Source organism: Proteiniborus sp. (assembly GCF_040308045.1).
In the GTDB taxonomy this organism is placed as follows: domain Bacteria; phylum Bacillota; class Clostridia; order Tissierellales; family Proteiniboraceae; genus Proteiniborus.
In genome coordinates, this window is sequence record NZ_JAWRHZ010000047.1 from 1 (window position 1) to 15,400 (window position 15,400).

Consider the following 15,400-nt stretch of genomic DNA (forward strand, 5'->3'; position numbering starts at 1 on the left):
AATGGGGATTTGTCATCCATTTTTGTTTATAAAGATATTAAAATAATTATCCCTTGCAAGGGGTAAGGATTTTTAAGCAATACAAATATTCAAAAATCAAGGGTTGTTAGAAATCTCTATTAAGATTTTTGACAATACCAATAGAAAAGGAGGAGTAGAATTATGAAAAAGTTTTTAGTAGTAGGTTTAAGCGCTTTACTTGCATTAACTTTATTAATTGGCTGTTCCACAGATAAAAAGATAGGTGGAAGTATTATACTTTCAACAACAACTAGTACACAGGATAGTGGTTTATTAGATTATTTACTTCCTAAATTTACAGAAGATACTGGAATAGAAGTAAAGGTTATCGCAGTAGGTACTGGCAAGGCACTTCAGATGGGAAAAGATGGAGAAGCAGATGTATTGTTAGTTCATGCAAAGGCATCAGAAGAAGAATTTGTAAATGAAGGACATGGATTAGAAAGAAAAGATGTAATGTATAATGACTTTATATTAGTAGGTCCCAAATATAATCTAGCAAAATCTTCAACGCAAGTTGAACCTGGTAACGACATAAAAAAAGCATTGAGTTTTATTAGTGAAAATAATATAACCTTTATATCTAGAGGTGACGATTCTGGTACTCATAAAAAGGAACTAGCAATATGGAAGGAAACAGGCATAGAACCACAAGGAGAATGGTACATATCAGCTGGTAGTGGAATGGCTGATGTATTAAAAATAGCCTCAGAAAAGCAAGGGTATACAATAACTGATAGAGCAACCTATTTAAGTTTAAAAGATACATTGGATCTCGATATTATAATAGAAAAAGATGAGAATTTATTTAATCAGTATGGTATAATACCAGTAAATCCAGAAAAAAATGACAAAATAAATTCAGAAGGTGCAAAAGCGTTTATGGATTGGATGCTATCTGAAAAAGGACAAGACCTAATAGGAAAATATGGTGTAGAGGAATATGGAATGGCATTATTTATACCTAATGCAAAATAAACTGTAAGAAAATTTTATTAGCTGCATGCTTAGCCTCAATGGCAGCATGTGGCTATTTTTTAATTTGATTATATAAAAGGGAAGGTGATAGCAGTGGACTATATTTTAAATGGCTTTAAAGAAGCGGGAAGTCTTCTTATAAGTTTAGATAAAGATGTATATAAAATAATATTACTATCTCTATTTGTATCATCTATATCTACTATTATTTCCTCAATAGTCACTATACCTTTAGGTGTTTTTTTGGGAATAAAAGAATTCAAAGGGAAACGATTATTTTCTAGAATAATCTATACACTTATGAGCATTCCTTCAGTAATAGTAGGATTATTAGTTGCAATAGTTCTTTCGCGAAGAGGACCATTAGGATTTTTAGATTTACTTTATACCCCTACAGCTATGATAATTGCTCAAACTATACTAGTAACACCTCTAATACTTGGGCTGACATATAATCTTTCAAAAAATAGAGGGAAGATAATTGAAAAGACAGGCAAAACCTTGGGTGCAAAACAAACGGATATAATAATACTTATAATAAGAGAGTTTAGAATAGATATTTTAGTTAATGTAGCTACAGCTTTTTCAAGAGCTATCTCAGAGGTTGGAGCAGTTATGATAGTTGGAGGAAATATAAAAGGACATACTAGAGTTATTACAACAACTATTTCTATGATGAATTCTATGGGAGACTATCCAATGGCTATAGCCTTAGGAATTGTTCTTCTATTAATTTCATTTGGAGTAAACAGTTTAATTTACTCATATCAAGGAGAGGATTAATTTGAAAATCTCTTTAAGCAATATTAAAAAAATATATAATGAAAAGCAAGTGTTAGATATAGACTTATTAGAAATCGAAAAAGGAAAAATAACTGGAATCATTGGACCAAACGGTTCTGGCAAAAGCACTTTACTTAATATTATAGCAGGGCTAGATGAAAAATATCTAGGAACAATCATTTATGACCAAGAGGTCATAAATCGGGAGATCTATAATAAAATGACATTAGTTTCTCAGAAACCCTATCTTTTTAGAAGAAAGGTTTATTATAATATTGAATATCCGCTAAGAGTTAGAAACATAAATAAAGCGGATATTAAAAAAAAAGTTAATGAAATTATTGATAGATTAGAGATAAATGAGCTTAAAGAGAAAAAGGCGCATTTACTTTCTGGTGGTGAGTCACAAAAAGTGTCATTAGCCAGAGCTTTAGTATTCGAGCCTAAATTACTTTTATTAGATGAACCTACATCAAACATAGACCCAGAATCTATAAAAGTGTTAGAAAGAGAAATTTTACGATTTAATAAAGAAACTAAAGCAACTGTCATAATAGTTACACATAATTTAGAGCAATCAGATAGAATATGTGACAATATTATTTATCTTGAAAATGGAAGGGTGAGTTTATAGGATGGATTTTTTTAATGTAGTTTCAGTTGAAGAAGGAAAGAAGATGATGTTAGAGACTTTTAAAGAATTTAACTTTGAGCTAGAGGAGATTAATATATTAGATTCGATTAATAGAGTTCTTGCAGAAGACATCCTAGCTTATAATAATGTGCCAGAATTTAATCGCTCTACAGTAGATGGATATGCCGTTAAAAGTTCTGATACTCATGGAGCCAGTGAATCTATACCAAGTTTTTTAAGTCTCTTGGGAGAAGTAAGAATGGGAGAAAATACAGATATTAAAATTTCTAGTGGAGAAGCCATTTATGTCCCAACAGGTGGAATGATACCAGACGGAGCAGATGCAGTAATAATGATTGAGTATGCAGAAAAACTAGATGATTCAACTCTTATGGCATATAAACCTCTTTCATGTGGAGAAAATACGATTTTAAAAGGAGACGATATAAAGAAAGGAGAAAAGGTCATAGAGAAAGGGAAAAAGCTCACTCCCCAAGATATAGGGGCTTTGGCAGCACTTGGAATATCAAAAATAAAAGTATTCAAAAAACCTAGATTTTTCATAATATCAACTGGTGATGAAATAGTAGATATAGATGAAAAACTTACAATGGGAAAAGTAAGAGATATTAATGGATATGCTCTTTATTCACTAATAGTTAAATTAGGTGGAGAAGTTGTTGGTAGAAGTATTGTTAAAGATGATTTTGAGTTACTTAGAAATAGTGTTGAAGAGGCATTGTTTTTATCAGATATTGTAATTATTTCAGGAGGAAGTTCTGTAGGAACAAGAGATTATACGAGCAAGGTTATAAATTCATTTAATGGAAAAGGCGTATTCATTCATGGAGTTTCTATAAAGCCAGGCAAGCCTACTATTATAGGTGAAGGAAAAGGCAAGCCAATAATTGGACTTCCTGGTCATCCAGTTTCATCTGTTATAGTGTTTAAGGTATTCATAGAGTACTTTATGAAATATATGATGAATGTAAAAGAAAATATTAATAAGACAACTGCAATACTAGATTTTAATTTTCCTTCTTCACCAGGAAAAGAGACTTATCAAATGGTAAACACAATAGAAAGAAATGGCAAAACCTACGCAGTGCCTAGCTTTGGGAAATCAGGAATGATAACATTGCTTTCAAAATCTGATGGATATATAGTATTGAAACCACATGAGGAGGGAATCTCCAAAGGGGATGTAAGAGAAGTATACTTCTTATAGATTATAGTGATCTATAGTTAAAGAACTAGGTTTTGGGCAAAAAATACAATAGAAAGCGAGGGAAACTATTGAAAAAAGAAGAGAGAAATATATATATTGGCAATACAGATGTTGACGAAGCTAAAAAAATGTACTTTGAAAGAATATTTACCGAGTATAAATTTGAAGAGGTTCCAATCCTAAAAGCATTAGGAAGGGTAACATATGAAGCAGTATATGCAAAGACTTCATCTCCCCATTACAATGCAGCAGCAATGGATGGGATATTAGTAAAGTCAGTAGATACTGAAGGTGCTAGTGACGCTAATCCTAAAATACTAGAGTTTAATAAAGATTTCATTTATATAAATACAGGTAATCCAGTAATAGAACATTATGATGCTGTTATTATGATAGAAGATGTAATAGAATTAGGAAATGGTAAGGTAAAGATACTAAAGGCTGCTCACCCTTGGCAGCACATAAGACCTATAGGAGAAGATATAGTAGCTACAGAAATGGTAATTCCATCAAAACATAAAATAAGACCTATAGATATTGGGGCTTTAATTTCAGGTGGAATTCAAACAATAAAGGTATATAAAAAACCGAGGGTAGGAATTATTCCAACTGGAACAGAAATAATAGACGATATTAACAGCTTGACCATAGGGAAAATACTTGAATCTAACTCAAGAGTTTTTGAAGGGTTAATAGAAGAATATGGTGGAGTTCCAAATAGATATAGTCCTATGGAAGATGAATATGAATTGCTAAAAAGTTCACTATTGAAGGGTATCAATGAAAATGATATCCTATTAGTAAATGCTGGTTCTTCAGCTGGAACAAAGGATTATACTGTAAAAATAATTGAAGAGATAGGTGAAGTAGTAGTTCATGGCGTAGCTCTTAAACCAGGTAAGCCTACAATTCTAGGAATAGTTCAAGGTAAACCCGTTATAGGAATACCAGGATATCCAGTCTCTGCTTATTTAGTATTTGATACTTTTGTTAAACCTTTAATATTAAAATATGTAGGGCTTAAAGAAGAAAGGGAATCAATTGTTAAAGCTACTGTATCAAAACGAATAGTATCTTCTTTAAAAAACAGAGAACTAGTTAGAGTAAACCTAGGATATGTCAATAACAAGCTTATAGCCACTCCTCTGCCAGGAGGAGCAGGAGTAACTATGAGCTTAGTTAAGGCAGATGGAATAGCAATTATCCCACAAAATCTAGAGGGAATAGAAGTAGGAGATATAGTTGATGTTAAATTATTAAAGCCTTTAAACAATATTAAAGAGACTTTAGTTTCTATAGGAAGTCATGATTTAATAATGGATGTAATTTCAGACATGATTAAGCTTACTTCAGGTCATGTAGGTAGTATGGGAGGAATACTGGCAATGAAAAGAGGAGAATGTCATATATCTCCAATACACTTGCTTGATACAGAAACCGGAGAATATAATATTAGTTATGTTAGAAAATATTTCCCGGGAAATAAAATGGCAATAATAAAAGGAGTAAAAAGGCTCCAAGGGTTTATTGTCGAAAAAGGAAATAAAAATGATATAAAAGACTTTACAGATTTAGCAAGAAAAGATATAGTTTTTGTAAACAGGCAAAGAGGTGCAGGTACTAGAATATTGTTAGACTACTATCTTAACAAGAACAATATTAAGTCTTCAGATATTAAAGGTTATGATAGGGAAATGACTACACATATGGCAGTAGCGACAGCAGTAAAGACGGGGTCTGCTACCACTGGTTTAGGGATTTATTCTGCAGCTAAAGCTCTTGATTTAGATTTTGTCAGTGTAGGATATGAAAATTATGACTTTCTGGTCACACAAGAATATTTAGGTGATGAGATGGTAAAAGAATTTATAAAGATCTTAAGTTCTGATGAATTTAAAGAAAGGGTTGTGTCACTTGGAGGATATGAACTAGAAGAAGCTGGGAAAGTAATTTTAATAAACTGAATATTAAAAGACAATAGAATTATTAGCAGCTGAAGATGAGAAAGTATTTAGCTAGCTAAAGACTATATGGAATGGGTGATTAGATGAAAGATTCATTTGGAAGAACCATAAGTTATCTCCGCATATCCCTTACAGACTTGTGCAATTTGAGATGTAAATATTGCATGCCTGAAAAAGGAGTATGTAAGGTTGAACATAAGGATGTATTGTCACTTGAAGAAATATATGAAGTAGCAAAGGTATTTGTTTCTTTAGGCGTTAATAAGATTAGGTTAACAGGAGGAGAACCTCTTACAAGAAAAGGGATAGTAGGTCTAGTTGACAAGATAGCTAAATTAGATGGAGTAAAAGACTTGGCTATGACTACTAATGGGATTCTTTTGAAGAAATATGCAAGAGATTTAAAATTAGCTGGTCTTAGAAGAGTAAATATAAGCTTAGACACATTAGATGAAAAGAAGTACTCTCAAATAACTAGAGGCGGAAGACTAAAAGATGTATTAGAGGGAATAGAAGCAGCAAAGTCTGAAGGTCTTACTCCTATAAAGATAAACACAGTTCTTATAGGAGGATTTAATGTAAATGAAATTGAGGATTTTGTTAACCTAACAAAGACTGAAGAAATAGATATAAGATTCATTGAGCTAATGCCTATAGGAGAAGCGTCAAAATGGGCAGAGGAAAACTTTGTATCAAATGAAGTAATATTAAATAAGGTAAGTGCTTTAGAAAAAGTAGAGAGACTAGATCCTTCATCACCTGCTGTTTATTATAAGCTTCCCTATGCAAAGGGAAGAGTAGGTATCATAAATCCTATATCATGTAAGTTCTGCGAGTACTGCAATAGGGTTAGGTTGACTTCACAAGGAAAGCTAAAGCTTTGTCTTCATTCTAATGAAGAGATAGATTTGAAGGACAAGCTAAGAAAAGGTGAAAATTTAGAAGAAATTATTTTAAATGCTGTAAAAAGCAAACCTGAATCACATCATTTAGAAGATGGACAATATATTAGTGATAGTATGTATCAAATAGGAGGGTAAAAAATGGAGTTTACTCATTTCAACGAAAGTGGAAGAGCATACATGGTTGAAGTTAGCGGAAAAGAAGATACAAAAAGAATAGCAGTAGCCACAGGTATTATAAAAATGAAGAAAGAAACAATTAATATGATAAAAGAAGGGCTTATAAAAAAAGGAGATGTTCTTTCGGTAGCACAAGTTGGAGGGATAATGGGAGCAAAAAAAACTAGTGATCTAATACCTATGTGTCACAATATCTTTTTAACTGGAGCAGACATTAGCTTTAATATTTTTGAAGATAGCATTGAAATAAAATCAGAAGTAAAGACTGTAGGAAAAACAGGCGTAGAGATGGAAGCGTTAACTGCAGTATCTTTAGCAGCTCTTACTATATATGACATGTGCAAGGCAATAGATAAAGATATGGTAATAAGTGATATAAAGCTTATTAAAAAAACTGGTGGTAAATCAGGAGAGTATGTTAGAAAAGAGTAAACGCACTTAATTCAGGTAAAGCAAAGGAGGGTAATTATGAATAAAAGAGCTAAAGTACTTGATATAAACATAAGTGAAACAAAGGGTGTTATTAAAAAACCTATTAGAGAAGGTGTTTTTATCGAGGAATTTGGATTAGAAGGAGATGCACATGCTGGGAAATGGCATAGACAAGTAAGTTTACTAGGTATAGAGAGTTTTAATAAAATGGAAGAACTTGGAATAGAAGGCTTGGATCATGGCAGTTTTGCAGAAAACATAACTACAGAAGGAATAATCTTATATGAGTTGCCTGTAGGAACTAGAATGAAGATTGGAGAAACTATTCAAGAAGTAACCCAAATAGGTAAGGAATGCCACACTGGATGTGCTATTGCTCAGAAAGTAGGAAAGTGCGTAATGCCAAAGGAAGGAATATTTACTAGAGTTGTTAAGGGCGGAATAGTAAGACCTGGAGATATTATAGAGGTGCTTTAGTCTATGAAATTAGATTATGAACAAAATAACTTTATCGGAGAGGTAGTTGCTATTCATGCTAGCCATGCAAAGGGAGTGACTCCAAGGTTAATCGAAGAAGGTATTTTTAAAGAAGACTATGGGCTTATAGGAGATAAGCATTCATCTTCTATAGATAGGCAAGTTAGTATACTTGCTGCTGAGAGTAGAAGTGAAATTGATTCAATAAAAATAGATGGATTTTGTGCTAATAGATTTTATGAAAACCTAACTATAAAAGATTTGGATACAAGTAAGTTGACTATAGGTCAAGAGTTTATTATAGGCTCTGTTATCTTCAAGATTACAGGACTAGGGAAGAGATGTTTTCCAGAATGTAATATTGTAAAAAGATTTGGAGAATGTTCTCTCAAGCATGGTGTTGTATTTGCAAAGGTAATAAAAGAAGGAATAGTTAAAGTTGGAGATAATCTATATTTATTATAGATGATAAACTAATCTAGGATAAAACTTTAGTATTTTTTAAAACAGAGAAAAAGAACAAAGTGATTAATATCACTTTGTTCTTTTTAGGTTAAGCATTTATATTGCTTTTGATTGAAGTTTCGCGCTGAGGTTTAATATATACAACATAATATAATAACGGAATTATAATAGCGCCGCCTATGATGTTACCAATTGTAGCAGGTATTATGTTATGTAACCACATTTGTGCCCATGAAACTTCGAAGCCTATATATTTTGCAAGTGGAAGGAAAAACATATTTGCAATACTATGTTCAAAGCCGAGCATAACAAAAGTCATTACTGGGAACCATATAGCTACAGCTTTTGAAGTAATATCCTGTGCACCAAATGACATCCATACAGCAAGGCAAACAAGAATATTTGCAAAGATGCCTTTTACTATTATCTGAGCAACTGATGCTGTCATTTTCCCAGTAGCTATAGAAAAAGCAGTTTCAGCCATTGGGCTTCCAGGTTTGTATACACCTGTAAATACTAAAGCTGCCGCTAATATTATTGAACCTATAAAGTTACCTAAATATACAAGACCCCAGTTTTTTAGCATTTGCTTTATTGAAATTTTTTTATCAACTAAAGCCATAGTCATAAGACAGTTGCCTGTGAAAAGTTCAGCTCCTGCTACAATAACTAATATTAAGCCTATTGGAAAGACTGCCCCTCCAAGAAATTTTGAAACCCCAACATCAATCTGAGAAAACGTTTGCATTATAGTTATATCTGCGTGTCCACCAAATCCAATATAGAGTCCTGCTAGTATACCTAAAATTATCATGTTAATAGTGGAATGATTAGCTTTTTTAACCCCTATGGCTATGGTGGCTTCAGCAATTTCTCCTGGTGCTAAAAATGCTTTTGACATAAAAAACCCCCCTTAATAATTGTTAAACATTTAACCCACTTTCTGTTAATAATATATCATATTGTCCAGCTATTTACAAGTATATTCAAAAAATGTGAGTTGATTAAGGATTTATTAAAACTAAAGAATATCTAGATATCAAGAAATATCTTAATAAGACTTTGATGTCATTAGCATGCGTAATGAAATATTAATTGTTAAAAAGTTGTTAAAATATTTTAACAGTTTTCAATTAGTGTTATGCAATAGCTTTATATAATTTAATTAGGTAATAAAAAGCTCGGTTCAAGAGGAGATTTCCAATTGAACTGAGCCTAATGATTTTTAATAATCAATAATCCTGTTCTTATATTGTGGTGGACTTTGTTTCGAATTATTTTTCTTCTTTTAATATTATATTTAATAGAAGAGCAACTATAGTACCAGTACTAATTCCTGAAGAAAATAGACTTTTTAATATACCTGGTAAATTTGCTAAGAAATCAGGTCTCATTGTTGTACCTAGTCCTAAAGCAAGTGAAACTGCAATAATTAATAAATTACGATTATTTCCTTTAACTCTACCTAGAGTCTTAATACCAGATGCCGCTACTACACCGAACATTACAATACCAGCTCCTCCTAATACAGGATTAGGCATTATAGCAATTAAAGTACTAAACTTTGGGAATAATCCTAGTAGCATTAGAATTACACCTGCAACTATTATTACAAACCTACTTGCAACTCTAGTAAGTGGAATAAGTCCGACATTCTGGCTAAATGATGTGTTTGCACCAGCACCAAAGAAACCAGCTATGAAGCTTCCTATACCATCAGCTAATAATCCTGCACTCAATTGTTCGCTAGATAGTTCTACTTCAGAAGCTTCTCCAATTGCCATTAGACATCCTACAGTTTCGATTGATGTAACTAAATATGCAGCTATAAAAGGAATTACATTGACTGGATTAAAATCAATACCATATTTAAATATGCTTGGTAGTGCTATCCAGCTTGCTTCTTTAACTGCAGTAAAATCAAGCATTCCTAAAGGATAACTTATTATATAACCTACTACTATACCTACTAATATTGAAGCGCTACTTAATATACCTTTTGCATATCTATTTAATAAAATAATTATAGTCATAACTACAAGTGAAACTGCAACGTTTGTAATACTACCATAATCAGCTGCCCCAAATCCACCAGCTGCCCAGTCCATGGAAACAGGAAGTAAAGTTAGGCCTATTAATGTAACTACTGTACCTGTAACAACTGGAGGGAAAAATCTCATAAGTGGTTTTAAGAAACGACTAATAATCATTTCAATAAATGAACCTAATATTGTAGCTCCAAACATACCTGGAAGTCCTGCTGCAGAAGCTACTGCAATAGATGGTGCAACGAAAGTAAAGTCAGTTCCCATAATACATGGAATTCTAGCTCCGATTTTCCAAATACCCTTTGCTTGAATAAAAGTAGCAATACCTGCAACAAAAATCGCTGCACTTACTAGGAAAGCGGTATCCTGAACTGAAAGACCTAGTGCTCCTGCAACAACTAAAGGAACTGCTACTATTCCCCCAAAAGCTGCTATTATGTTCTGAAAACCAAGAAGTATAGCTACGGAAAGAGGTGGTCGATCATCAATTTTATAAAGAAGCGCAGAATTACTTTTAGATGAGACATTCTGCTTATTTGGTTTATTGATCACATTTTTCTCTGATATTGTTGTGCTCATAACAAATATTCCTCCTTTAAATTGGATTTACTTAGTATGAATTAATAAGAATTGAAAACGATTGCTTTGCCCCTTAAAAGAAAAGTTAACAAAAATTTCAATCATACTGATGATTTTAAAATAAAATTGATTTTAGTGCAAGTAAAAAATTATGGAAAACGTATGCAATTGATGAAATGTAAATTATTAATAACCTTGGATAACCTTGAAAACCTGAGGTTTAACAAGATAAGATTTCTGAAAAGAATTTTGATAATTTTGTATAAAATACACAAAAGAAAAAATTATTAACCAATAAGAGATTTAAAAAGATTTATTAACAAGAGATTTAAAAAGAATTTGTTAATAAAAATTTCTACAAACATGTTATATCAAAGTCTCTAGCCCTATGAGTTTATACTATTCTGTTTTTTGAAAAGCAATTAGTTATAAAAAACATACATAGACTTTGTCTATTATTTATGCTAAAATATGAATATATTGTAGTAATTTAATAAATAATAATAAAAGGCTAAAATACATGAGGAGGAATATGATGCTAGTAGAAAAAACAGTTAAAGATTTTGTTGCTGCTGTAGCAAGTAAAGAACCTGCTCCAGGTGGCGGAAGTGTATCAGCTTTAGCAAGTAGTTTAGGTGCAGCTTTAACGTCAATGGTCGGAAATTTAACTATTGGTAGAAAAGCTTATAATGCATTAGAAGAAGATCAAAAAGCTCAAGTAGATAGAAATTTTGAAAAAGTTACAAAACATATAGAAAGACTTAATGAACTAATAGATGAAGATACAACTGCTTTTAATGATTATATGAGTGCAATGAAGCTCCCAAAAGAAACAGAAGAAGAAAAAGCTACAAGAAAAGCTGCAATGGAAGAAGCTTTAAAGAAAGCTATGGAGGTTCCTCTAGATGCGGCAAAAGAATCATTAGAAGTGTTAAAGCTTCAAAAAGTATTTGCTGATTACGGTAACCCTAATGCAATAACTGATGTAGGAGTAGGAGCATTACTTGCTTGTGCTGGATTAGAGGGTGCATTATTCAATGTTTTAATTAACCTAGGTGGAATAAGTGATACAGCCTATGTATCTGAAATAAGAAAACAATGTGAATTATTACTTAAAGAAGGTAAAGAACTTAAAGAAGAAACATTAAAAATAGTATATTCAAAACTACTATAATACTTAAATAGTTTTGTAAGGAGGTGTAAATTAGACCTCCTTACTTTTTATGACCTAACCCGATTTCCTGAATGCTTTTATCAGGAAATCGATGGTAGGTCAAACGCAACGAGCACCAAATTTATGTGAGCGATAGCGAACAAATAAATTTGTGTTGCGAGACTGCGGAAAAATATTTTTTTAGGGGGTGGGAATTATAAATGGGTAGACAAAATGGTATTACCATAGAAGATGCTTTAAATATGGAATATATGAAAAACTGCAAACTTATAGCAGGCTTTAAAGGAATAAGAAACACTATATCTAAAGTTAATGTTATGGCTGATCCTGATATTTTAAACTGGGTTGATGAAGGCGAGCTTCTTTTAACTACTGCCTATTCCTTTAAAAAAGATAATATAGAAGAGCAAAAAAATCTTATTAGAGAATGTGCTAAAAAGAAATTAGCTGGCATTGGCATAAAAATATATCCATATTTAGAGTCTCTTTCTGAAGAAGTAATAAGCTTAGCAGATGATTTGAATTTTCCAATTATTGATTTGTATTATGCTACACCACTTTCGGATATAATGACTCCGTTGTTTAATGAAATATTTAATAGGCAGGCATACCTATTGAAGAAGATAGAAAAAATTTATGAACAGTTTATGGATGCAATGTTGAAAGGTTCAAATACAAATCAAATAGTCAAGCTTATAAGCGATAGCGTAAAAAACCCTGTCTACGTAAGGTTTGAATTCCCAGAAGAAATAATTACCCATTTTGATTACATTGATGATTCGGTAAGAGAACTTTTACTTGAAAATGTTGAAAAATACTTTGATCCTAATATAAATAGAACTAAAGAGAAAAAATTAGAGGAAAGTAACGAGCTAATTGGAGGAAAGTATATAAAAAGAATGATTTTCCCCATAGTCGCGAAAGATAGTATATATGGACATATCGTAGCATGGTCAACAAACACTCCTTTAGGAGGATATGACCTATCTGTTCTTGAGATTGCTTCTACAACTATGGCTCTTGAAATACTTAAGGCTCTTTCAGTTAGGGAAGTTGAAAACAGATACAAGTCAGAGTTTTTAGAAGACTTAATATCACATGAAGAAAAAAGAGTAGAAAAAGCCATAGAGAGGGCTCCGTTTTTTAATATTAATAAGAAGGACAGGTTTGTAAGCATAACACTAAAGATAAAAAGCAAAGAAGAAGGTTCTAGTAAGGTATCCATAGGTTCAGAGCAAACCCAACAGTATATTACTAAAATTCATGATTTGATAGAAAGAAATATTATAAAACTGCTAGGTTTTAACGCTATAGTAGTAAGTAAAACCGAAAGGATTCAAATTTTGTTATCCTTAAAAAAAGATACAAAGATAGAACCTCTATTAGAAGATATCAATAAAGGCTTTGAAGAAATAATTGAGAAATTTAAGGATTTAGATTTTAGAATTGGAATTGGAAGACCATACGAAGGACTGGAGAACTTTAACAATAGCTATCTTGATTCTGTTAAAGCTATAAATACCGGTAAAATTTTGAACGAAAAAACAATTACAAACTATGAAAACCTTGGCATATTTAAAATACTATGTCAGGATCATATAGAGGACGAATTAATAAAATTCTATAACACTACATTAAAACCTTTGGTTGAATATGATAATAAAAAATCAACGGAACTAGTTAAAACCCTAGAGGCTTTTTTTGAAAATAACGGAAACTTAAAGAAAATGTCAGAGGTATTATTTACACATTACAACACAGTTTTATATAGGATACAGAGAATAAATGAAATAACTGATATGAGTCTTGAAGACCCTAGTGACAGGTTAAATTTAGAAATTGCACTTAAAATTAAACAACTACTAAAAAAATAAAGCTAAATAGCCTGTATTCTTTAGGTTCGAAAGAATACAGGCTTTAATATTTTGCAGACAAAAGAAAGTGATTTATAGATAAGTGAAATTTTCTTCAAGCAAATATAATTTGCTTTTTTATTCTTCTAACAAGGCAACTGCTCTAATAGGAGAACCTGTACCTCCTCTAATTTTTAAAGGAAGTCCGAAATATAAGAAGCGTTTGTTAACTACCTTATCTAAGTTACAAAGGTTTTCAGTGTTAGTAATATTGTAGTCTCCACAAACTAGATGTCCTGAGAAATTCAAGTCATCAGGTGTCTGATCTATGGCAGGAGAATCTACTCCTATATTTACCACTCCTTTTTCTGCAAGCCATTTAGCTGCTTCATAGCTTAAACCAGTATAATAATTTTCATAATCTGGAGTTCCATAGCTTCTATTATATAGGCCAGTATACATAAGGAATATATCACCTTTTCTTATTTCTTGTCCCGATTTAGCTAAAGCTTTCTCTAAGTCTTTTACTTCTATGTAGTCGGGATATCTTATATGACTTAAGTCAACGCAGATAGCACTGCCATAGTAGTATTCTAGTGGCATTTCTATAATATCTGCTCCTCCTGGCTTATATTCTATGACTGCATCGCTATGAGTTCCACAATGCTCACTTATAAGAAGATTTCTTGCATAGAATCCTAATGTTGGACTTCCTGTGTCTTTTTTGTTTTGCTCATGAGTTTGGTTTGTCATTATAAATGTTTTTTGGTGCATTCCAAATAGAGGCATACCTTGATAGATGTCTTGAGTTAAATCAATTAATTTTAAACTCATTTTAATACTCCTTTCTTATTTTTTATTATGCTTAATTATTTGCTACCCTTTAAAAACAAATACGCAACAAGTTATTTTAACTAAATAATGGGTAGAAAAATAAATGAAAATACTTGTATCTAATATTATTAATTGGCACATAATATTTTGGAAGACAGTTATCTTCTATAATATTATAGCACAATACAGTAATTTGAAATTCAATAATAATTCTATTAATCAATTTTACTATTGAATATCATTATACTATTTAATCAAAAAAATTCATTCGTAAATTTTATACAAACAATAAGATAGCTAATAGCGAAGATAAGGATGTGATTTAGGAAAAACAGAAGAAAAACCAGAAAAATACAAAACTCCCTTATATAAATACCTCAACTAATAATTATTTTAGAGGAGACAACATATAAAAGATCTACAAAAATGAACACTAAATTTCATGCAAAAACCTTAATGATTTATATAAAAACAACAAAGGTAAATGAGCATTGTTTATGGTATTATAATCTTAAAGCAAATTAGATGCTGTATTTAGAGAAAAAACAACATAAAAATGCTTGTAAAATTCTTTAAAATAGAAAAGGAGGATACAAATGTCTGCAGAAAAACAGTATATCTTAGCAGTACCTAACTTTAGTGATGGTAGAAGAAAAGAAGTAATAGAAGCAGTAGTAGAAGAAGTAAGAAAAGTAGAAGGCGTAAAACTTGTAAGCTACGAGCCAGAGCATGACTTTAACAGAACAGTAGTTACAATAATAGGAGAGCCAGCACCACTTAAGAAAGCACTTCTTAACATGGCTGCAAAATCCATAGAGCTAATCAACATGGAAGAACAAAAAGGTACA

14 protein-coding genes and 1 pseudogene are annotated in these 15,400 nt (G+C 31.6%); 12 read left to right on the forward strand and 3 right to left on the reverse strand.

The window, feature by feature from the left end:
• The first annotated feature begins 162 nt into the window (after positions 1 to 162).
• The 9 genes from ABV008_RS09805 to ABV008_RS09845 all read left to right on the forward strand — a co-directional run bounded on the left by ABV008_RS09805 (position 163) and on the right by ABV008_RS09845 (position 8,064).
• A complete protein-coding gene (locus ABV008_RS09805) occupies positions 163 to 999 on the forward strand; it encodes an ABC transporter substrate-binding protein (RefSeq protein ID WP_352419644.1) in 837 nt (278 codons plus the stop codon).
• A gap of 93 nt (positions 1,000 to 1,092) precedes the next feature.
• A complete protein-coding gene (locus ABV008_RS09810) occupies positions 1,093 to 1,782 on the forward strand; it encodes an ABC transporter permease (protein WP_352419645.1) in 690 nt (229 codons plus the stop codon).
• A 1-nt stretch (position 1,783) separates the two neighbouring features.
• A complete protein-coding gene (locus ABV008_RS09815; RefSeq protein ID WP_352419646.1) occupies positions 1,784 to 2,416 on the forward strand; it encodes an ABC transporter ATP-binding protein in 633 nt (210 codons plus the stop codon).
• 1 nt (position 2,417) lies between these two features.
• A complete protein-coding gene (locus tag ABV008_RS09820) occupies positions 2,418 to 3,644 on the forward strand; it encodes a molybdopterin molybdotransferase MoeA (RefSeq protein ID WP_352419647.1) in 1,227 nt (408 codons plus the stop codon).
• A 68-nt stretch (positions 3,645 to 3,712) separates the two neighbouring features.
• On the forward strand, positions 3,713 to 5,608 hold the full coding sequence (locus ABV008_RS09825; protein ID WP_352419648.1) for a molybdopterin biosynthesis protein: 1,896 nt from the start codon (positions 3,713 to 3,715) through the stop codon (positions 5,606 to 5,608).
• Between the two features lie 83 nt (positions 5,609 to 5,691).
• Positions 5,692 to 6,648 (forward strand): GTP 3',8-cyclase MoaA, encoded by a 957-nt coding sequence (gene moaA, locus ABV008_RS09830; RefSeq protein ID WP_352419649.1) that lies wholly within the window; start codon positions 5,692 to 5,694, stop codon positions 6,646 to 6,648.
• A gap of 3 nt (positions 6,649 to 6,651) precedes the next feature.
• Complete coding sequence (gene moaC, locus ABV008_RS09835; RefSeq protein WP_352419650.1) at positions 6,652 to 7,122, forward strand: cyclic pyranopterin monophosphate synthase MoaC; 471 nt, start codon at positions 6,652 to 6,654, stop codon at positions 7,120 to 7,122.
• Positions 7,123 to 7,158: 36 nt separating this feature from the next.
• Entirely contained in the window at positions 7,159 to 7,599 is a 441-nt protein-coding gene (locus tag ABV008_RS09840; protein ID WP_352419651.1) for an MOSC domain-containing protein, read from the forward strand.
• A gap of 3 nt (positions 7,600 to 7,602) precedes the next feature.
• Complete coding sequence (locus ABV008_RS09845; RefSeq protein WP_352419652.1) at positions 7,603 to 8,064, forward strand: MOSC domain-containing protein; 462 nt, start codon at positions 7,603 to 7,605, stop codon at positions 8,062 to 8,064.
• 88 nt (positions 8,065 to 8,152) lie between these two features.
• On the opposite strand, the gene ABV008_RS09850 is transcribed toward ABV008_RS09845, so the two are convergent.
• On the reverse strand, positions 8,153 to 8,965 hold the full coding sequence (locus tag ABV008_RS09850) for a formate/nitrite transporter family protein (protein ID WP_352419653.1): 813 nt from the start codon (positions 8,963 to 8,965) through the stop codon (positions 8,153 to 8,155).
• A gap of 373 nt (positions 8,966 to 9,338) precedes the next feature.
• The gene (locus tag ABV008_RS09855) at positions 9,339 to 10,691 is read right to left on the reverse strand and encodes a uracil-xanthine permease family protein (RefSeq protein WP_352419654.1); all 1,353 of its coding nucleotides are present in this window, start codon (positions 10,689 to 10,691) and stop codon (positions 9,339 to 9,341) included.
• A gap of 535 nt (positions 10,692 to 11,226) precedes the next feature.
• On the opposite strand from ABV008_RS09855, the gene ABV008_RS09860 reads away from it, so the two are divergent.
• Positions 11,227 to 11,865, forward strand: coding sequence for a cyclodeaminase/cyclohydrolase family protein (locus ABV008_RS09860; RefSeq protein ID WP_352419655.1), 639 nt, complete (start codon positions 11,227 to 11,229; stop codon positions 11,863 to 11,865).
• 200 nt (positions 11,866 to 12,065) lie between these two features.
• A complete protein-coding gene (locus ABV008_RS09865) occupies positions 12,066 to 13,739 on the forward strand; it encodes a PucR family transcriptional regulator (RefSeq protein ID WP_352419656.1) in 1,674 nt (557 codons plus the stop codon).
• Positions 13,740 to 13,856: 117 nt separating this feature from the next.
• Here ABV008_RS09865 and ABV008_RS09870 read toward each other — a convergent pair whose 3' ends face one another.
• Complete coding sequence (locus ABV008_RS09870; RefSeq protein ID WP_352419657.1) at positions 13,857 to 14,552, reverse strand: cyclase family protein; 696 nt, start codon at positions 14,550 to 14,552, stop codon at positions 13,857 to 13,859.
• A 596-nt stretch (positions 14,553 to 15,148) separates the two neighbouring features.
• Here ABV008_RS09870 and ABV008_RS09875 point away from each other — a divergent pair.
• Positions 15,149 to 15,400, forward strand: a pseudogene (locus tag ABV008_RS09875) (glutamate formimidoyltransferase); the annotation flags it as partial.